General features: G+C 45.2%; 17 protein-coding genes. 7 read left to right on the top strand and 10 right to left on the bottom strand.

Annotation, left to right across the window (positions count from 1 at the left end; translation table 11 throughout):
* Positions 1 to 87 precede the first annotated feature (87 nt).
* From AB4274_RS18890 to AB4274_RS18935, 10 genes are all read right to left on the bottom strand, one after another.
* A complete protein-coding gene (locus tag AB4274_RS18890) occupies positions 88 to 531 on the bottom strand; it encodes a F0F1 ATP synthase subunit epsilon (RefSeq protein ID WP_017060844.1) in 444 nt (147 codons plus the stop codon).
* Positions 532 to 545: 14 nt separating this feature from the next.
* A complete protein-coding gene (gene atpD, locus AB4274_RS18895) occupies positions 546 to 1,931 on the bottom strand; it encodes a F0F1 ATP synthase subunit beta (protein ID WP_372112920.1) in 1,386 nt (461 codons plus the stop codon).
* A 44-nt stretch (positions 1,932 to 1,975) separates the two neighbouring features.
* On the bottom strand, positions 1,976 to 2,845 hold the full coding sequence (atpG, locus tag AB4274_RS18900) for a F0F1 ATP synthase subunit gamma (protein WP_017064727.1): 870 nt from the start codon (positions 2,843 to 2,845) through the stop codon (positions 1,976 to 1,978).
* Between the two features lie 46 nt (positions 2,846 to 2,891).
* Positions 2,892 to 4,433 carry a F0F1 ATP synthase subunit alpha gene (gene atpA / locus AB4274_RS18905; protein ID WP_048608585.1) on the bottom strand — a complete coding sequence of 514 codons (1,542 nt, stop codon included), beginning with the start codon at positions 4,431 to 4,433 and terminating at the stop codon, positions 2,892 to 2,894.
* A gap of 9 nt (positions 4,434 to 4,442) precedes the next feature.
* On the bottom strand, positions 4,443 to 4,994 hold the full coding sequence (locus tag AB4274_RS18910) for a F0F1 ATP synthase subunit delta (protein WP_017060840.1): 552 nt from the start codon (positions 4,992 to 4,994) through the stop codon (positions 4,443 to 4,445).
* Between the two features lie 11 nt (positions 4,995 to 5,005).
* Positions 5,006 to 5,476, bottom strand: coding sequence for a F0F1 ATP synthase subunit B (locus AB4274_RS18915; protein WP_017060839.1), 471 nt, complete (start codon positions 5,474 to 5,476; stop codon positions 5,006 to 5,008).
* Positions 5,477 to 5,530: 54 nt separating this feature from the next.
* Entirely contained in the window at positions 5,531 to 5,767 is a 237-nt protein-coding gene (gene atpE / locus AB4274_RS18920; RefSeq protein WP_004730405.1) for a F0F1 ATP synthase subunit C, read from the bottom strand.
* Between the two features lie 47 nt (positions 5,768 to 5,814).
* On the bottom strand, positions 5,815 to 6,585 hold the full coding sequence (gene atpB, locus AB4274_RS18925) for a F0F1 ATP synthase subunit A (protein ID WP_017060838.1): 771 nt from the start codon (positions 6,583 to 6,585) through the stop codon (positions 5,815 to 5,817).
* 1 nt (position 6,586) lies between these two features.
* On the bottom strand, positions 6,587 to 6,988 hold the full coding sequence (locus tag AB4274_RS18930) for a hypothetical protein (protein ID WP_017060837.1): 402 nt from the start codon (positions 6,986 to 6,988) through the stop codon (positions 6,587 to 6,589).
* Between the two features lie 717 nt (positions 6,989 to 7,705).
* Positions 7,706 to 8,590 (bottom strand): LysR substrate-binding domain-containing protein, encoded by an 885-nt coding sequence (locus AB4274_RS18935; protein ID WP_372112923.1) that lies wholly within the window; start codon positions 8,588 to 8,590, stop codon positions 7,706 to 7,708.
* Positions 8,591 to 8,747: 157 nt separating this feature from the next.
* Between AB4274_RS18935 and AB4274_RS18940 the strand changes: the two genes are divergently transcribed.
* From AB4274_RS18940 to AB4274_RS18970, 7 genes are all read left to right on the top strand, one after another.
* Positions 8,748 to 9,146: a RidA family protein gene (locus AB4274_RS18940; protein ID WP_017060835.1), complete on the top strand. Its 399-nt coding sequence runs from the start codon at positions 8,748 to 8,750 to the stop codon at positions 9,144 to 9,146.
* Between the two features lie 187 nt (positions 9,147 to 9,333).
* On the top strand, positions 9,334 to 10,794 hold the full coding sequence (locus AB4274_RS18945; RefSeq protein WP_372112925.1) for an aldehyde dehydrogenase family protein: 1,461 nt from the start codon (positions 9,334 to 9,336) through the stop codon (positions 10,792 to 10,794).
* A 206-nt stretch (positions 10,795 to 11,000) separates the two neighbouring features.
* The gene (locus tag AB4274_RS18950) at positions 11,001 to 11,996 is read left to right on the top strand and encodes a membrane dipeptidase (protein WP_017060833.1); all 996 of its coding nucleotides are present in this window, start codon (positions 11,001 to 11,003) and stop codon (positions 11,994 to 11,996) included.
* A gap of 230 nt (positions 11,997 to 12,226) precedes the next feature.
* Positions 12,227 to 13,834, top strand: a complete 1,608-nt coding sequence (locus tag AB4274_RS18955; protein ID WP_017066850.1) for a BCCT family transporter — start codon at positions 12,227 to 12,229, stop codon at positions 13,832 to 13,834.
* Between the two features lie 263 nt (positions 13,835 to 14,097).
* Positions 14,098 to 15,909 carry a hypothetical protein gene (locus tag AB4274_RS18960; RefSeq protein WP_372112926.1) on the top strand — a complete coding sequence of 604 codons (1,812 nt, stop codon included), beginning with the start codon at positions 14,098 to 14,100 and terminating at the stop codon, positions 15,907 to 15,909.
* The gene (locus tag AB4274_RS18965; RefSeq protein ID WP_372112927.1) at positions 15,906 to 16,643 is read left to right on the top strand and encodes a DUF3726 domain-containing protein; all 738 of its coding nucleotides are present in this window, start codon (positions 15,906 to 15,908) and stop codon (positions 16,641 to 16,643) included. Before AB4274_RS18960 ends, AB4274_RS18965 begins: the two co-directional genes overlap by 4 nt.
* Positions 16,644 to 17,039: 396 nt before the next feature.
* Positions 17,040 to 18,332, top strand: coding sequence for an alpha/beta fold hydrolase (locus tag AB4274_RS18970; RefSeq protein WP_017069844.1), 1,293 nt, complete (start codon positions 17,040 to 17,042; stop codon positions 18,330 to 18,332).
* Positions 18,333 to 18,430 lie beyond the last annotated feature (98 nt).

Genomic DNA, 18,430 nt, shown 5'->3' on the forward strand with positions numbered 1-18,430 from the left:
GATCAACACGCCCTAGTAGAAATACTGTCAACGTATTTTAGGACGAGACAGTTTGCTAGCACAGCTAACGGCCAATAACGCTTATTCTCAGTGTCTTGTGTGAGAAGAAGTTAGCTCTGATGCACGTAACTGAGCAACGGCTTTCGCTAGTTCTAGCTGAGCTTGTGCAAAGTTAATGTCTATGTTGCCCTTGTTGATGTTCTCTAGAGCGGCATATTTCGCTTCTTCTGCGCGAGCGCGGTCAATGTCTTTACCATGCAAGGCCGTGTCGGCTAATAACGTAACCACATCCGGCTGAACTTCCAGCATCCCACCAGAGACATACAGCACTTGGCCTTCTGATTTAGGGTCTGTAACAAACACGGTTACGCCCGGTTTGATCTTACTGAGAAGCGGGGAGTGACCGGGGCGGATCCCCAGTTCACCGTCAGCGCCAGAAACGGCTAGGGCATACGCTGGACCTGAAAACAGCGTACCTTCCGCACTTACAATATTAAGTTGAAATGTATTATCTGTAATTCCGATAGCCATGGTGCACCTACCTCTTAGAGTGATTTTGCTTTTTTAAGCACTTCGTCGATAGAGCCACAGTACAAGAACGCTTGCTCTGGGATGTCGTCATACTCGCCGCTTAACAGACCTTTAAAGCCTCTTAGTGTTTCGCTTAGCGGTACAAAGACACCTGTCTGACCGGTAAACACTTCTGCTACGTGGTAAGGCTGAGTTAAGAAACGTTCAATCTTACGAGCACGAGATACAATCTGTTTATCTTCAGTTGAAAGCTCATCCATACCAAGAATCGCGATGATGTCTTTTAGCTCTTTGTAGCGTTGCAACGTTGTTTGAACTGTTTGTGCAATGTCGTAATGCTCTTGACCAACCACGAGAGGATCCAATTGACGAGACGTCGAATCTAACGGGTCAATCGCAGGGTACAGACCCAATGCAGCGATATTACGAGACAGTACAACGGTCGCATCTAAGTGAGCAAAGGTTGTTGCAGGTGAGGGGTCAGTCAAGTCATCCGCTGGTACGTATACAGCTTGGATAGACGTGATAGAGCCTTGTCTAGTTGAAGTGATACGTTCTTGAAGCACACCCATCTCTTCAGCCAGTGTTGGTTGGTAACCTACCGCGGAAGGCATACGACCTAATAGCGCTGAAACCTCGGTACCCGCAAGCGTGTAACGGTAAATGTTATCAATGAACAGCAGTACGTCACGACCTTCATCACGGAAGCGCTCAGCCATAGTTAGGCCAGTAAGTGCAACACGTAGGCGGTTTCCAGGTGGCTCGTTCATTTGGCCATAAACCATGGCAACTTTGTCTAATACGCCAGCTTCTTTCATCTCGTAGTAGAAATCGTTACCTTCACGAGTACGTTCACCTACACCGGTAAACACAGAAAGACCTGAGTGGGCTTTGGCGATGTTGTTGATAAGCTCCATCATGTTGACGGTTTTACCTACACCCGCCCCCCCGAACAGACCGATTTTACCGCCCTTAGCGAAAGGACAAATAAGGTCGATAACCTTAACACCTGTCTCTAGAAGCTCAGTGCTGTTGGCTTGCTCTTCATAAGAGGGGGCTTCTCGGTGAATTTCGTAGCTTTCTTTCTGACCGATCTCACCACACTCATCGATAGGTTGACCAAGCACGTTCATGATTCGGCCCAGCGTTTCTTCACCCACAGGCACCGTGATTGGTGAGCCTGTGTTTTCAACCGTTAGGCCACGACGTAAGCCATCTGACGTACCCATTGCAATACAACGAACGATATTGCTACCCAGTTGTTGCTGTACTTCCAATACTAACGAGCTTGCTTCGTCACTAGTCACTTTCAATGCATCATAAACGCGTGGGCTGTTGCCGCCGCTGAACTCGACGTCAACGACCGCGCCGATTACTTTAACTATTTTTCCAACACTCATTCTTAAATCCTCAAATTCTGTTCTTAACCCACTCTTTTCTGCCCTTAGACAGCTTGAGCACCTGAGACTATTTCACTCAGCTCTTGGGTAATGGCAGCCTGACGCGCCTTGTTGTAAACCAACTGCAAGTCATCAATGAGTTGGCCTGCGTTATCAGTCGCCGCTTTCATAGCGACCATTCGGGCTGCTTGCTCACAGGCAATGCTCTCAACAATGCCTTGATACACTTGCGATTCGATGTATCGATGTAACAGTTCTGAGAGTATGTCTTTGGGCGCTTGCTCATATATGTAGTCCCACCGACGTGCTTTTTTAGGCTCACCACCTTCCTCAGAATCCGAAGGGTGGGGGAGCAACTGCAAGGTCGTTGGTGCTTGAACCATGGTGTTGACGAACTGGTTGTAAACGAGATACAAGCTATCGATCTTGCCTTCGTCGTAATGCCCCAGCATCGCGTTCACTGTACCTAAGATGTCTTCTAACTTAGGGGTATCGCCAAGACCTGACGTTTGTGCAATAACGTTGCCGCCGCGTTGGAAGAACGAGATAGCCTTAGATCCCACTAAGGTTGTTTCTACCTCGACTCCCTTGGTGCGCCATTGCTCCATTTCTTCTAATACTTTCTTGAACAAGTTTGAGTTCAAGCCGCCACACAAGCCTCTATCGGACGAGATAATGATGTAAGCGACACGCTTAGGTTCACGCTGTTGCAGGTAAGGGTGCTGGTATTCCAGCGAACCCGATGCAACATGAGAGATAACTTTTCGCATGTTCTCGGCGTAGGGGCGAGTTAGCGTCATGTTGTCTTGAACCTTGCGCATCTTACTTGCTGCAACCATTTCCATTGCGCTAGTGATTTTCTGAGTGTTACTAACACTGGCTATCTTGGTGCGAATTTCTTTAGTACTTGCCATAATCTGCTCCTATTTGTTTTGATTTCCAGCTAACAAACCGGAGCACTTACCAAGCTTTCATCCCAACAAAACCTTCTAGGATCTCTTTAAGAGCGCCGTCGATTTCGTCGTTGTAATCGCCTGTCGCGTTGATTTTTTCGAATAGCGCAGGGTTTTGACCTTTGGCGTAAGCAATCAGTTCTTCTTCAAAACGGGCAATGTTGCTTAGTTCAACACCGACCAAGTAGCCTTTCTCTGCCGCGTAAATAACCGTTGCTTGCTCAGCGACTGACATTGGAGAGTATTGTTTTTGCTTCATTAACTCGGTAACACGTTCACCATGGTCTAGCTGTTTACGCGTCATCTCATCTAGGTCAGAAGAGAATTGAGCAAATGCTGCTAGCTCGCGGTATTGAGCTAATGAAGTACGGATACCACCAGACAGTTTCTTGATGATCTTGCATTGTGCCGCACCACCCACACGAGATACCGAGATACCTGGGTCTACTGCAGGACGTAGGCCTGAGTTAAACAGTTGGGTTTGAAGGAAAACCTGACCATCGGTGATGGAGATTACGTTGGTTGGTACAAATGCTGATACGTCACCCGCCTGAGTTTCAATGATAGGAAGCGCTGTTAATGAACCAGTTTGACCTTTCACTTCACCGTTAGTGAACTTCTCTACATACTCTGCATTCACTCGTGCTGCACGTTCTAGTAGGCGTGAGTGAAGGTAGAATACGTCGCCAGGGAAGGCTTCACGACCTGGTGGGCGTTTCAATAGCAATGAGATTTGACGGTAAGCAACGGCTTGTTTTGATAGGTCATCATAGATGATCAGCGCATCTTCACCGCGGTCACGGAAGTATTCACCCATGGTGCAACCCGCATAAGGGGCTAGGTATTGAAGCGCTGCAGACTCTGATGCTGACGCCACGACTACGATGGTGTTTTTTAGCGCATCGTGGTCTTCGAGTTTACGAACCACGTTAGCGATAGTGGAGGCTTTTTGGCCAATCGCCACATACACACATTTGATGCCAGAATCTTTCTGATTGATGATCGCATCGATAGCTAACGCTGTTTTACCCGTCTGACGGTCACCGATGATAAGTTCACGTTGACCACGACCGATTGGCACCATGGTATCAACCGCTTTGTAGCCAGTTTGAATAGGTTGATCAACAGACTTACGTTCGATTACACCGGGTGCAATCACTTCTACAGGGTCGAGTCGGTCACAACTCACTGGGCCTTTGCCATCGATTGGCTCGCCTAATGTGTTCACGACACGGCCAAGAAGTCCGTTACCTACAGGTACTTCTAAGATACGACCTGTACCTTTCACTTTCATACCTTCAGAGAGGTCAGTGTAAGGGCCCATAACCACCGCACCTACTGAGTGGGTATCGAGGTTAAGTGCGAGTGCGTATTTGCCACCTGGTAGCTCAATCATCTCACCTTGCATAACATCAGCAAGGCCATTGATTGTGATGATGCCATCACGAACCGATACGATAGTGCCTTCGTTGCGAGCCTCGGTGCTCACATTAAATTTCGAGATGCGTTCTTTGATTAGATCGCTGATTTCATTTGAATTTAATTGCATAATTGTTACCTATCTCGCGTGAAGTTGATGAGCCAATCGGTCAATTGATGTGTTTAAAGAACCATCGATAACGGTTTCACCCGCCTTGATGACCATTCCACCTACTAACGTGTCATCAATAACCTGCTTCATTTCAACCTGACGCTCTAATTTCTTCTCAAGTGCAGCTGTTAGTGACGTAACTTGATCTTGTGTCAGCATTTCTGAACTGGTGACAGTGACAGGCACTACACGTTCATGTTCGTCCTTTAGCTCGCAGTACAATTCAAACAGGTCTCTTACAACAGAAAGGCGGCCGTTCTCGGCCAAGACTCGAATAAGATTAATGACGTGGTCATCAACGAGTCCTTGGCAAATATGAATGATGAGGTTTGCCAGCTCTTCTGTTTGGTGTGTAGAAGCACCTTCTGCTGAAGAAATCTGACTAGCGATCGTTTCTTCTTCCGCGACAGCCACAAGAATGGACAGCATTGAGTGCCACTCTTGTAACTGGTTTTCACCTAAAGCAAATTCAAACGATGCTTTGGCGTAGGGATGAGCAATATTGGTGTAATCTGACATATTGCCTCTCCTTAGAGTTCGCTAATCATTTGGTCAACTAGCGCTCGGTTCGTTGCGGAATCTAGGTTTTTGCTAATCAGTTTCTGTGCACTTTGAATTACTGCGTCTGCCATATCTGCCTGAAGTTCACGGCGTATCTTTTGGCGTTCGCCTTCTAGCTCAGCTCTACCTTGTTCTAAGATGCGTGCCTTTTCTTGCTCGGCTTCTTGTTGCGCTAAGCTGATGATTTCATTGCGGCGTTTTCGGCCCTGTTCAACCAGTTCAGTCACATCTTTTCTTGCATCTTCGATGAGTTGCGCGCCATTTGATTTTGCTAGTTCTAGCTCTTTCGCAGCGTTCTCTGAGTGGCGTAAACCATCAGCGATTTCTTTTTGGCGCTCGTCTAACATCGCGGTGAGAGGGGGCCATACATATTTCATGCAGAGCCAAACAAAAATCACGAATGAGATTGCTTGTCCAAACATGCTTGCATTTAAGTTCATACCTTCCTCACTAAATCTTGATTATGTATAAATCGATCTTTCAAAGCGGTTTGATTAAGCCACGGCGAAGATGATGTATAGACCGATACCAACACCGATCATCGGTACTGCATCCACAAGACCCATCATGATGAAGAATTGAGTACGAAGCATTGGAGTAAGGTCTGGTTGACGCGCAACACCTTCAAGGTATTTACCTGCTAAGTTACCAATACCAGATGCGGCACCTGCTGCACCTAAACCGATCAGTAATGCACCTGCTACATATAAAACTGCGCTTACGATATCCATTTGTATCTCCGATAAATAATTTTTTAGTTAAATTTTTTAGTTATTAATTAGTGGTGTTCTTCTGTTGCCATACCTAAATAAACAACGGTCAGTACCATAAATATAAATGCTTGCAAGAATACGATTAATATGTGGAATAGTGCCCAAGGAACACTCAGTGCCCATTGCATCCACCATGGCATTAATGCGATCAGAATAAATATCATCTCACCTGCATACATGTTTCCAAATAATCGTAAGCCTAGTGATATAGGTTTTGAAATTAATGTTATTAATTCAAGAACTAAGTTAACAGGGTATAAAAGAGGGTTATCAAATGGCTGCGTAGTAAGCTCTTTGATAAAGCCTTTCAATCCTTTATTTTTAAATGTATAAGTCAACAGTAAGATAAATACACCGAGTGCCATCGACATTGGAATATTTACGTCCGCCGTTGGTAGATCTCTAAAGTGTTCTAGACCCATTGCACGACTTAATGCTGGTATGAAATCTATTGGTAATAAATCGACCGCGTTCATTAACAACACCCAAACAAAAGTGGTTAATGCCAGTGGCCCTATTAATTTATCCTCCGCTTGAAAAATCTCTTTTACTAGGTTGTTTACAAAATCAAATATCAGTTCGATAAAACATTGAAATCGACCTGGAACACCGCTGGTGCCCTTAGTCACTACGTATCGAAAAGCTCCAATAAACAGTAAACCCGTAATCCAAGATACCAACATCGAGTCGATGTTGAACGCCCAGAAACCATCACCTGTAGTTAAGAAGGTTAAGTGATGCTCTATGTATTCGTGAGCGGTAGTTACTTGATCCATACTACACGTACTCCGATCTTGTAGAGGCAGTAATAAATGGTGTTAAGAAGTACCCAACCATAGTGAGAATATATGCGTACAATATTACTGGGTTATCCAATTTGAAAAACTGGAACGCCAAGATAAACATTAAGAACGTATAAGTTATTTTCACGACACGACTCATTTGCATTAAGTCACGTAAACTATAATTAGGATTCTTGCGCACCTTTAGGCTTGCATATATAAAACCAAACAGCGGAGGTAGCATCGCAATTCCGATACCCAAAGCCGACGATTCCATATCTACTTTATTACCAAAAAACACTTCATATAAAACTACACCGACGGCTAATACTACTTGGCAGAGAACAACTCTTTTAGCAGCAACAAGAATGTCACCACTTATCCCATTAAGCCTCATAATAAAACCTTATATTTAACAGTGTAAGCTCATATAAAACACAGTTTGAATATGTCTTGCTACTCGCATTTACTTGTTAATAAAACTTTGCTTGTTAACAAAGAGATAATCTTGCTGGTCTTATATCTCCTGACGAAATAGAACGATATAAACTAGTTCGCTCTCGTTTCGACAAAATATAAACTACGCCTAAAATTATGTGATCAAAACGACAAATATTGATATCAATAATTCCATTTTTGAAATGAATGTTTTTCATTTATGAAAGTAATAGTTCTATCACTTTATTCATGAATATTTAAGATGCTTTATCCTTGTGAAAAAGAGGGTCTTTTTAGAAGGGAGTAGCGAGCTAAATTTTCAACTTATGATCTTATCAATTAAGACTATTCAAACACTTAGGTTCATTTACAAGCTGAGTTGTGAAGTGTGATTTTGGTAGGGGTTAAGCTTGTTTGAGGCAATGATGGAAGATCTGGTTTTTCTGGTAAATTAAACGTACGTCGCTCCTTATCAATAAGCGAATATTTTTTATATTGTCGTCAGCTTGTCACTATTTGCGTGCGCGAGAGTGAAAATTCAGCGCCTAAATGTTGATGATATAGGAGTGAAATGGGGGACTGGGTGTGCGAGAAGCATGGTGCGGAGAAGAAACACCGAGTTTTGAGGAAGTAAATGGCAGCAGAGCGCTGCCTAATTTACTTAATCTAGGCTCTCTTATGACTCTTCATAACTGAGGTATTGAATACATAAGTCATGGAAAGCCTGTGCTTGTGGCGAGATCGTACGATCAGACAGTCTGAAAATGCCGATTTGTCGTTGCAAGGGTGGGTCAATTAGCGGAATCCACACCAAGCGGGTTTCATTGGTTGGGAAAGCCAGCTTAGGTAGCGTGGTCACGCCTATCCCGAGCTTTAACACCGAAAACAGCGAGGTAATGTTCTCGACAGAGTACAGGGCTTGTTCGCTGAGCATGCGCGCAGGTGTTGGGTCCAGTAGGGTGCAAGTCCCGTTACGAATGAAGGGCTGCTTTAACAAGGTTTGCCATTCGATTCCTTCCTGTTGAGAGGCGATAGGGTTATCTTTGAGGCACACCACACCGATAGGATCAGAAAGCAAAGGCGTGAAGTCGATGCTCTCTTCTTCTAAATGGGAGCTATTACCGAGGGCAACATCCACCTCGCCAGAGAGTAATCTTGCTTCTACCCCTGCCGCATTATCATCAATCAAACTCACTTCTACATTCGGGTACTGCTCACAAAATGCCCCTAAAACACTAGGGATGAGTTTTGCGGCCACAGAAGGCACGCTCGCTATTCGAACTCTTCCTTGTTGTCCTGCTGCCGCTGCGCGTAAGTCATTGTCTAATGCTTTGTAAACGTTCAGAAATTGAATGATCTTGGGCAAACATATTTCTCCAAAAGGCGTCAGTGTCGATTTGTTGCCTGTTTCAAACAGAGGTTGGCCGAGTATTTTTTCCAACTCTTTTATCGAAGTCGAAAGTGCCGCTTGCGATCGATTTGCACGGTGAGATGCCGCTCTAAATCCACCTTCTTCGACCACCAAAACGAAATGTTTTAACTGTTGTAGCTTAATACTCATGACTCCGATCCTTCTCTAGCCCTTGCTATACCTTACTTTTTGCAAGGTGATAGATTTTATTTATCAAATGCACAAAATTTACCGTTAGATTTATCAGGCGTCAAGGTGCAGTATTTAACCATCTTGAAACATAGTTGTTACAAAGTTGGATGAAATCGTGAACGCACAAACTAAAAAACACCCAGTAAAAACCTCTCTTTTTGCTTCAAAAGCACCACTAGAGTGGGCAATCGTTAATAACGGCACTCTATACACTGCGCAGATTCCAATCGATGAAACGGGCGCAGTAGTAGAAGGCGGTATTGAAGCGCAAACGCGTCAGACTTTTAACAACCTTGTTCATACCTTGGAGTGTGCAGGCGAATCGATGGATTCTGTGCTGCAGGTTCTGATTTACGTGACTGACCGTGAATACCTGAAAACGGTAAACAGCGTATACGGAGAATACTTCAACGCACCTTATCCAAATCGTGCAGCAGTCGTTGTTGCAGGGCTAGCTAGAGAAGAGATGTTGGTTGAGTTCGTGGTTTATGCATCGGCGTCTCAACCTGAATAAATGGACTGTGAACTGAGGCAATTTGCCAATCAAAGCTGTTTGTCTACGCAGATCTTTACTAATACAAGCGAATAGTTTTACGTCTAGATACAAAATTAATACTTACTCTCTATATTAATTAACAATTTATCAATTAATCCGATGGTTGCCAGACTCAACCGCAACCTAACGTTACAAGGACAGAATGATGACTCACTTACAGAATGTTCAAGCAGAAAACGCACTTTACATTGGCGGCGAATGGCAAGCGGGTGTAAGCACCGTAGCGAACATTAACCCATCAGATATTTCTGAAAATATTGGCAACTTTGCACAAGCAAGTGCTGAACAAGTTCAACAAGCGATTTCAGCGGCGAAACACGCTCAACCAGAGTGGGAAAAAACGCCGATTGAACGCAAGCAAGCGGTGCTTCAAGCGATTGGTGATGAGCTGATTGCCCGTTGTGATGAGCTGGGCACTTTGCTATCTCGTGAAGAAGGTAAGCCTTTTGCTGAAGGTCGCGGTGAGATTTACCGTGCAGGTCAGTTCTTCCAATACTTTGCGGCTGAAGTGCTTCGCCAAATTGGTGACAACGCAGATTCTGTACGCCCGGGTGTTTCTGTTGAAGTGACTCGCGAAGCGGTGGGCGTTATCGGCATTATCTCTCCTTGGAACTTCCCGACAGCAACAGCAGCTTGGAAAATTGCTCCAGCATTGGCTTTCGGTAACAGCGTTATTTGGAAACCAGCAAACCTAACACCAGCAAGTGCGGTCGCGCTTACAGAGATCATCCACCGCCAAGGTATCCCTGCAGGTACGTTTAACCTTGTACTGGGTAGCGGTTCAACAGTAGGTGATGCACTGATCAACTCTAAAGAAGTGAACGGTGTGAGCTTTACCGGTTCTGTTGATACGGGTCGTAAAGTGGCAGCGGCTACAGCGCCAAACTTCGTTCGTTGCCAACTAGAAATGGGCAGTAAGAACGCACTTGTTATTGCTGACGATGCTGATATCCAAACTGCGGTTGATGCAACGATTGCAGGTTCTTTCTCTGGCGCAGGCCAAAAATGTACCGCGTCTTCTCGCCTTGTGGTTATGGATAGCATTCACGACCAATACGTTGAAGCACTGATTAAACGTATGAGCGAGCTGAAAGTGGGTCACGCACTGGAAGAGGGTGTGTTCATGGGCCCTGTCGTTGATGGCAACCAACTTGAAGCAAACCTAGGTTGGGTTGAGAAAGCACGTCAAAGCGGCGGTGAGCTGGCATTTGGTGGCGAACACTTGAGTATGAAGCACGAAGGTTTCTACATGTCTCCAACGCTGTTCTTGAACACTAAGAACGATTGGGAAGTGAACCAAGAAGAAGTGTTCGCACCAATGGCAAGTGTGATTCGTGTCGCTGACCTAGAAGAAGCGATTGCGACAACCAACGACACTCGCTTCGGTCTAACAGGCGGCATCATTACTCAGAGCCTACGTACTAGCGCAATGTTCAAGCAACAAGCGCAGACCGGTTGTGTGATGGTCAACCTACCAACAGCAGGCACGGATTACCACGTACCGTTTGGTGGTCGTAAAGAGTCTAGCTTCGGTCCTCGTGAGCAAGGTCAATACGCGAAAGAGTTCTACACAGTGGTTAAGACGGCTTACCAACGTCCTTACTAATCCACTTTCTAAATAAGAATTGGATAGCTGAATTAACTTCCTAGCTATCCAGCTATCGAATTGGCCTGATTCACAGAGTCAGGCCAACATTCAAACCAAAGCAGCAAACGAACTTAGACAAGTGATTTAACCCATTTTTGAAAACATGTTATTTGAGCGTGTTTTCAAAACCGAGCTAGAACACTGAGCTTTCAATAGGAGTGGTTATGTACCAGCAACGGATTGTTATAGATGGATTGCAATACTGCAATTGGAACAGAGAATATTTCCAAACACTAAAGGCGAGCGGCATTACAGCAGTTCACGCTACCGCGGTTTACCACGAGACGGCTCGTGAAACCTTATCTCGCTTTGCAGAATGGAATTTAAGATTCGAGCAGAACGCAGACCTTATCATGCCGATTCACTCAATGGCTGATGTCGAGACTGCAAAAGCGACTGGCAAAGTCGGCATTTTCCTTGGTGCTCAAAACTGTTCTCCAATCGACGATGAGATCGGTCTTATCGAAGTGATGCGTAAGCAAGGTCTTTTGATCATGCAACTGACGTACAACAACCAGAGCTTATTGGCGACGGGTTGCTACGAGAAGAACGACACAGGTATTACTCGCTTTGGTAAACAAGCCATCGAAGAGATGAACCGAGTGGGCATGATCATAGATATGTCTCACAGTGCAGAGCGCTCAACACTTGAAGCTATCGACTTGTCTTCTCGTCCTATTTGTATCAGCCATGCGAACCCGACGTTTGCTCATGATGCACTACGAAATAAATCAAACGATGTAATTAAAGCTCTAACCGCACGCGGCGGCTTAATCGGATTCAGCTTGTACCCATTCCACCTACCAAACGGCAGCCAATGTACCTTGGAAGATTTCTGCCAGATGGTTGCGACTACGGCTGACATGGTCGGCGTAGAGCACCTCGGTATTGGCAGTGACCTATGCTTAAACCAACCTCAAGCCGTTCTTGAATGGATGAGAAATGGTCGTTGGTCTAAAGCAATGGACTACGGCGAAGGCTCTGCGAACAACTCAGGTTGGCCAGATGCGTTGCCTTGGTTCTGTGGTAGTGCGGGTATGGAAAACATATATAACGGATTGATGCGTCATGGTTTCAGCGAGTCTGAAGCTGGGCAAGTCTTGGGAGAAAACTGGTTTAACTTCTTGAAAGATGGCCTAGAGCCTCAAACCAAGGGTTAACGGTTTCTCGCGAGCCATCATCGAATTAGCAGCCTTCTAACAAACGTTCAATAAGCAAGTGCTGCTTAAACCAATTTCACTATTCAAAAGGAACAACGGTCTATTTCGCAACGCGGTAACCCAAACATGGATTAGCCTGCCCAACACAAAAAACAATAGGGCAGGTGTTAAATACACCCTTGTAGTCATCATTCAAATGACAGCTGCAAAGAAACCTCTGGAGTCAGAGTATGTCTGATTTAACCAATAGCGTGAAATCTTCAAGCTTAAATGCGGGTCAAGCACACACAACAATTAATGCAAAAAGCAACACAAACGAGTCTGAGTCTACGTCAGACAAATTAGGCCTATCCAACCCAGCACTTTGGTACAGCGGCGGTTTTATCGCTCTGTTCGTGGCACTTGCTCTATTTGATGGCGAGCTGTTATCAAGCCTAGTAAATACGGGCTTTGCATGGTCTGTAAAAGTATTCGGTCCTTACTGGCAAATGCTTCTTCTTCTGACTTTTCTTATTGGTCTTGGCCTGGCGGCAGGGCGAACAGGCAAGGTTATCCTAGGCGGCATCGCTAAACCTGAAATGGACGGCTTCCGTTGGATGGCGATCATCTTCTGTACGCTACTGGCAGGTGGCGGTGTATTTTGGGCAGCAGCAGAGCCTATCGCTCACTACGTTAGCCCACCACCATTGTACGGCGCACAAGAAAACGCACAGCAAGGCGCGGTGAATGCTTTATCGCAATCCTTCATGCACTGGGGTTTTCTAGCATGGGCCATTGTCGGTAGCTTAACGTCTATTGTGGTGATGCACCTTCACTACGACAAAGGCTTACCGCTTAAACCTCGTATTTTGCTTTACCCAGTTTTAGGCGAGCGAGCATTGAAAGGTCACACCGGCGCATTGATTGATGCATGTTGTATTGTCGCAGTAGCGGCGGGCACCATTGGTCCTATCGGCTTCTTAGGCTTGCAAGTGAGCTACGCACTGAACGCACTGTTTGATATTCCTGATGGCTTCACGACGCAGCTTATCATCATCCTGTTCGCTATCGTTCTATACACATTGTCGGCATTAAGTGGTCTTAACCGCGGAATGCAAATGCTAAGCCGTTACAACGTAATTTTAGCAATGTCATTGATGGTCTACATTCTGATCTTCGGCCCAACAAACTTCATTTTCAATGGCTACATCCAAGGTGTAGGCAGCATGATAGACAACTTCATCCCAATGGCAACATACCGTGGTGACGAAGGTTGGTTGAGCTGGTGGACAGTATTCTTCTGGGGTTGGTTCTTAGGTTACGGCCCAATGATGGCAATCTTCATCGCACGTATTTCACGCGGTCGTAGTATTCGCCAATTGGTATCAACCATCAGTCTTATTGCACCGTTCGTAACATGTTTCTGGTTCACCATTGTTGGCGGTTCTGGCCTTGCGTTTGAAATTGCAGACCCAGGCAGCGTCAGTAAAGCGTTCGAAGGCTTTAATTTACCTGGCGCGCTACTGGCAGTAACTCAGCAACTACCAATGCCAATGCTTATCTCTATTCTGTTCTTGATCTTGACGACGATCTTCATCGTAACGACAGGTGACTCAATGACTTACACCATCAGTGTGGTAGTCAGCGGTGAGACAGAGCCTAACGCAATTATTCGTACTTTCTGGGGTGTGATGATGGGGGTAACAGCATTGATTCTGATTTCCCTAGGTTCCGGCGGTATTTCAGCGCTGCAATCATTCATAGTTATCACAGCGGTACCGGTGTCCTTAATCTTGCTGCCATCACTTTGGAATGCGCCTCAAATCGCAATCAAGATGGCGAAAGATCAAGGCTTATAAAACATCAATGCCGGTATAAAGAAGAAAATGTAGAGATAAAGCTCTCTAAAAACTGAAGATAAACAAGGTGTGAGCCTTTGAAAGAAGGCTGATACAAGATTCCGGAAGGAAGATAAAAACCGTACTGGTGAAGATACACCGGGCGGCACGTATTTAGGTCAATCGATCTAGTCAGGACAAATAATAAGTGGCGAGTTCGCTTGCCTCGATAATATCAATAACGATTAAAAACGTGAAAGCTAACCAACATACTGTCGCTATATATGCTTCAAAAGACAGCAACGATCGGTTCTGAATGGCTAGCAAAATCCTATAACTATAAGGTGGTGAGCAAAATGGATGCACATCGTTCTACCTACACTGAATCAGCACTACGTGACGCGACTGTCGTCATGGCACCGGAAAGGCTAGGTGCAATGCACCAAACACGTATCAGCTTCGTTAGAACTCTGATTCGTAAAATGGCGCAGCAAGAATGGAAAGTGACCAAACATGAATGGCAATTAGACGCTCAGGGCTTTGGTCATGTTATCTATAAGCTTGCGACGCCAAATCATGTTTATCATTTGGTTGTTTTCTGCGATGAGATTGCAGACGACGAACGAAATGACCGTGTAATTGCTGAAAAGTGGGACGTAACGTTTGCTCTGGTTCTTGGTGATGTTGATGTCACCCTACTTGAGAGACTTCGTGCGAATGTACCGCTACAAGAAGCAGGCCGTAACCCTAACAATGTGCTTGTTTTAGCGCGTGCCAACAAAAGTGTACGAGTGTTTGAACATATTGTTAGTCACTTGGCTAAAGGTGTTCAACCAACGCCAAAAGAGCTAGCGGAAGTTGGCTACATCCTACGAACCACAGCGGTTTATGGTAATGGTAAATTTGGCATTGCTGACTTTAAAATCTTAGAGAAAAATGAAGATTTTAATCAGTCGTTTAGTGCGCAAATGTGTGCGGTTTATATGCTGCGTGAGTTCAGCCTAGATTGGGTTCATTACCTAGCCGAGCAACAGGGCGGTGAACAAGCGATTACCTTGCACAGAGGATTACAGCGTTACCTTGGTGTTGGTAATGCGACTGGTTTAGGCATGGCGCCATACCTTATTAACCACCCGAGTATTGTCGATCAGTGGATGACAACACGTGAGCATGCATTAGCTGACGTGTTAGTTAGTCACACGGATACGGAGTTGATTGAGCCACTACGTACATTAGTTAAAAAAGCGGTTTGTCATTTAGAACAAGTCGTTACCATCAATGAAAACCAGCAAGAGTTGAACAAAGTAGCGGTTGATGAATTAAAACACGCAGAGCAATCGCTAGAAGTGTCTGTCAGCCAATGTGATACGTGGGCGCAGTTAGTTGAACAATCTAAGCACATGAGTATGGAAGCCCAAGAAATCCTTATCTCATGCTTGATGGAATTGTACCCAGAATTAGTGGACGCCCATCAAGAGCAAATGAATTGCAGCGAAACACTGTCGCTTCCAAGTGGTAAAAAGATTCAAGACCTTTTGGTTGTGTTAGAAGAAAAGTACCGTTGGGCGATCACGACTGACTTTACGAAAGCAGAAAATAACTACTGGTTCTGGTATCGCTCTCAGGACAAAGAAGAGCCAAGGCTCGGTGTTCGAGGCGAGGAACTCGGCGAAGAGCGCGAACTGCCGTTGGATATAGGCCGTCAAGCTTACCGTTTGTACCATGCTTTATTGCAGTTTGCGCCAGAGCTTTCATTGGCTGAGTTCCTTGTTAAGCAGCCACAGCATCGTGCTATTGCACGTCGTGTATGGACGCTAGGCAACAAAGCGATGGGCGACATTCAAATGAATGTTCTGCACCAAGATTCGCCACCAATGCACTTACTGCGTTGCAAGCTTGCGATGTTTGGTGCGACTAAGTTTGATCCTCGCTCAGACCGTTGGGTACGAGTGACGTTTTTCCAAGGTGCGCCATTGCTTGATGAAATTCATCAGGACGAATGGGTGTTCCCAGTATTACCAAGTGAAGCGGAGCTCGCTGATTCACAAAAAGCTACTACACATATTAATGCTCAACATGGAGGTAAATCGTTATGATCGTTTCTCACAATGAATTGGTCGCGGCCGTTAATAAAGCCTTTCTGGGTATGCGTCGTACATGTGGTGAAGCCGATGTGATAGCGAACATGGTGGCAGATTTACAAATGGTTGGCTTGGATGGTGTTCGTCATTTTAACAATGCGAGCAACTTTATGGGGCTAGAAGACGATTGCCCAGTGGACATTCAAGTGCTTAGCGATAACACGGTTGAAGTTGACCTGCACAAGGCAAGTTTAGCGTGCCACCTACCTGTGGTGATGGATTACGCGATTGAAAAAATGGTCGGCAAGAAGACGCTGAAAATCGAGCTAAACAACTGCCATAACCGTTGGTTAGCGTACAGTGAGCTTGTAAAACTGGCAGCGAAAGGCATCGCATGTACCGCACGTTGGGATAATGGCTCAAATCCTAAGAGCACCTTGTATGTGCTTAACCGTGGTTGCGTTGCACCAGAACTGTTTTTATCAGATTTGCCTCTGGCATCGGACGATCATATCCACAATATGACCATCGAGCTTTCCGTCCAGGATTTCGATATCGAACGTTTGTCAGATGGCTACCAAACACACATTGAATCGGAAGCGCTTTTTAAAACTCAAGAGAAGGCGTGGAACGAGGGCATTGAAGTTGACGATGGAGAGTGGGGCGCGTTGAAAGAAACGGCGACGGCTATCCTTGTTGAAAACAGCCAACGTTCAATTCAAGGTGCAGGTGAGCTCGAGGCTTCTTAGCTTTATTTTATAGAGCTATAAGTTACAGAAGCTCAGTTTATAGATCTTTGGCTTATAGAAACTAAACCTATAAAGCCTGAGCTTGTTCAACCTAAAAACCTCATTTACAACAGATAAAGCCAAAGAGCTTAACGTATCCTCACCTCGTTAAGCTCTTTTTATTTGTCTCCCGTTTTCATTCTTCCTCTCAATAGAGCACCCCTTAAACCTTCTGTTTTGAAACAAGTTGTTACGCGTATAAAGCTAATTTGGCGATTTAATGAAGTACCTTCACATTCAGGTTCAACAAACGGTTTCATTTACAAGCTAGTATGCGTATCTTGCTAACTACGGTGCCAAAGGGTGCCATTTTTATTCGTACCAATGACTTTAGAATCAGATAAAAAGGAATGAAGCGTGCAAGCTAACTTTATTGATGGAGCCACCCTGTACCGTCAGCACTCTTTCGAGTTGCCACTTGATTATCAAGCCAAAGATGGACAACAGATCCAAGTCTTCGCACGTGAGCTGGTTGATCTCGCTAAAGATGAGCAAGAGCTGCCGTGGTTGATCTACTTTCAAGGCGGCCCAGGTTTTCCTTCTCCACGGGTGAGTGGTCAATCGGGTTGGCTAAAGCGTGCATTACAAAACTACCGTGTTCTGCTTCTAGACCAACGTGGTACTGGCAACAGCACGGTTATCAGCCATGAAACTTTGGCGCATTTGTCTCCAGAACAACAAGTCGAATACTTAACGCATTTCAGAGCGGATAACATCGTTCGTGACGCTGAAGCGATTCGTGAACAGTTTGGTATTAAGCAATGGTCGACGATTGGTCAAAGCTTTGGTGGCTTCTGTACACTGAGCTATTTGTCACTGTTCCCACAGAGCTTGCAGCGTTGTTATGTGACGGGCGGCATTCCTTCTATTGAACGAGAAGCTGACGATGTTTATCGTGCGACTTACAAGCGTGTAGAAGACAAAAACAGAGCTTTCTTTGCTCAGTTCCCACAAGCACAAGCTATGTGTCGCGAGATCTCTGATTACCTGCTCAACAACGATGTGAGACTGCCAAACGGTCAGGTGTTCACAGTTGAACAGTTCCAGCTAATAGGTATTAATCTTGGTGGCGGCGAAGCAAACCTTCCAATGTATTTCACACTGGAGAGTGCGTTTGTTGAAGTGAACGGTAACAGACAGCTGAGCTACAGCTTCCTAAATCAAATGCAGCAAGAGCAGGGTTACTTAACTAACCCAATTTACGCAATCTTGCATGAATCGATTTACTGTCAAGGTACAGCGTCTAACTGGTCTGCACATCGTGTTCGTGAGCAGTACCCACACTTCAACTACCAATCGGGCAGTGAGTTCTGGTTTACTGGTGAAATGGTGTACCCATGGATGTTCGACCAACTTGAAACGCTGAAGCCACTGCGTGAAGCCGCGAACATGTTGGCTGAAAAGTCGGACTGGGGCACTTTGTACAACGCAGAGCAGTTGAGCAAGAATACAGTGCCAATGGCGTGTGCCGTTTACGCCGATGACATGTACGTTGAGTTGGATTACAGCCGTGAAACATTGGCGAACATTCCTAACTCGAAAGCGTGGATCACCAATGAATATGAACACAATGGCTTGCGAGTAGACGGCGAAAGGATTGTCGATAAATTGATGACGATGGTTGAAGCGTTAGAAAATCTGCCAAAGTAATCAAGCTATTTGCACTAGAAACAAGATGCGTTAGAAGCTTTCTACTTTAGAAACTATCTACGTTAGAAATACGATACGCCAGAAACAAGAAAACGCTG

The sequence above is a fragment of the Vibrio sp. 10N.261.55.A10 genome (assembly GCF_041470825.1).
Lineage (GTDB): Bacteria > Pseudomonadota > Gammaproteobacteria > Enterobacterales > Vibrionaceae > Vibrio > Vibrio crassostreae_C.

Bases quoted from the DNA above. Each gene is read 5' to 3' on its own strand.
- AB4274_RS18890 (WP_017060844.1), bottom strand. From the start codon at position 531: ATGGCTATCGGAATTACAGATAATACATTTCAACTTAATATTGTAAGT.
- atpD (WP_372112920.1), bottom strand. From the start codon at position 1,931: ATGAGTGTTGGAAAAATAGTTAAAGTAATCGGCGCGGTCGTTGACGTC.
- atpG (WP_017064727.1), bottom strand. From the start codon at position 2,845: ATGGCAAGTACTAAAGAAATTCGCACCAAGATAGCCAGTGTTAGTAAC.
- atpA (WP_048608585.1), bottom strand. From the start codon at position 4,433: ATGCAATTAAATTCAAATGAAATCAGCGATCTAATCAAAGAACGCATC.
- AB4274_RS18910 (WP_017060840.1), bottom strand. From the start codon at position 4,994: ATGTCAGATTACACCAATATTGCTCATCCCTACGCCAAAGCATCGTTT.
- AB4274_RS18915 (WP_017060839.1), bottom strand. From the start codon at position 5,476: ATGAACTTAAATGCAAGCATGTTTGGACAAGCAATCTCATTCGTGATT.
- atpE (WP_004730405.1), bottom strand. From the start codon at position 5,767: ATGGATATCGTAAGCGCAGTTTTATATGTAGCAGGTGCATTACTGATC.
- atpB (WP_017060838.1), bottom strand. From the start codon at position 6,585: ATGGATCAAGTAACTACCGCTCACGAATACATAGAGCATCACTTAACC.
- AB4274_RS18930 (WP_017060837.1), bottom strand. From the start codon at position 6,988: ATGAGGCTTAATGGGATAAGTGGTGACATTCTTGTTGCTGCTAAAAGA.
- AB4274_RS18935 (WP_372112923.1), bottom strand. From the start codon at position 8,590: ATGAGTATTAAGCTACAACAGTTAAAACATTTCGTTTTGGTGGTCGAA.
- AB4274_RS18945 (WP_372112925.1), top strand. From the start codon at position 9,334: ATGACTCACTTACAGAATGTTCAAGCAGAAAACGCACTTTACATTGGC.
- AB4274_RS18950 (WP_017060833.1), top strand. From the start codon at position 11,001: ATGTACCAGCAACGGATTGTTATAGATGGATTGCAATACTGCAATTGG.
- AB4274_RS18955 (WP_017066850.1), top strand. From the start codon at position 12,227: ATGTCTGATTTAACCAATAGCGTGAAATCTTCAAGCTTAAATGCGGGT.
- AB4274_RS18960 (WP_372112926.1), top strand. From the start codon at position 14,098: ATGCTTCAAAAGACAGCAACGATCGGTTCTGAATGGCTAGCAAAATCC.
- AB4274_RS18965 (WP_372112927.1), top strand. From the start codon at position 15,906: ATGATCGTTTCTCACAATGAATTGGTCGCGGCCGTTAATAAAGCCTTT.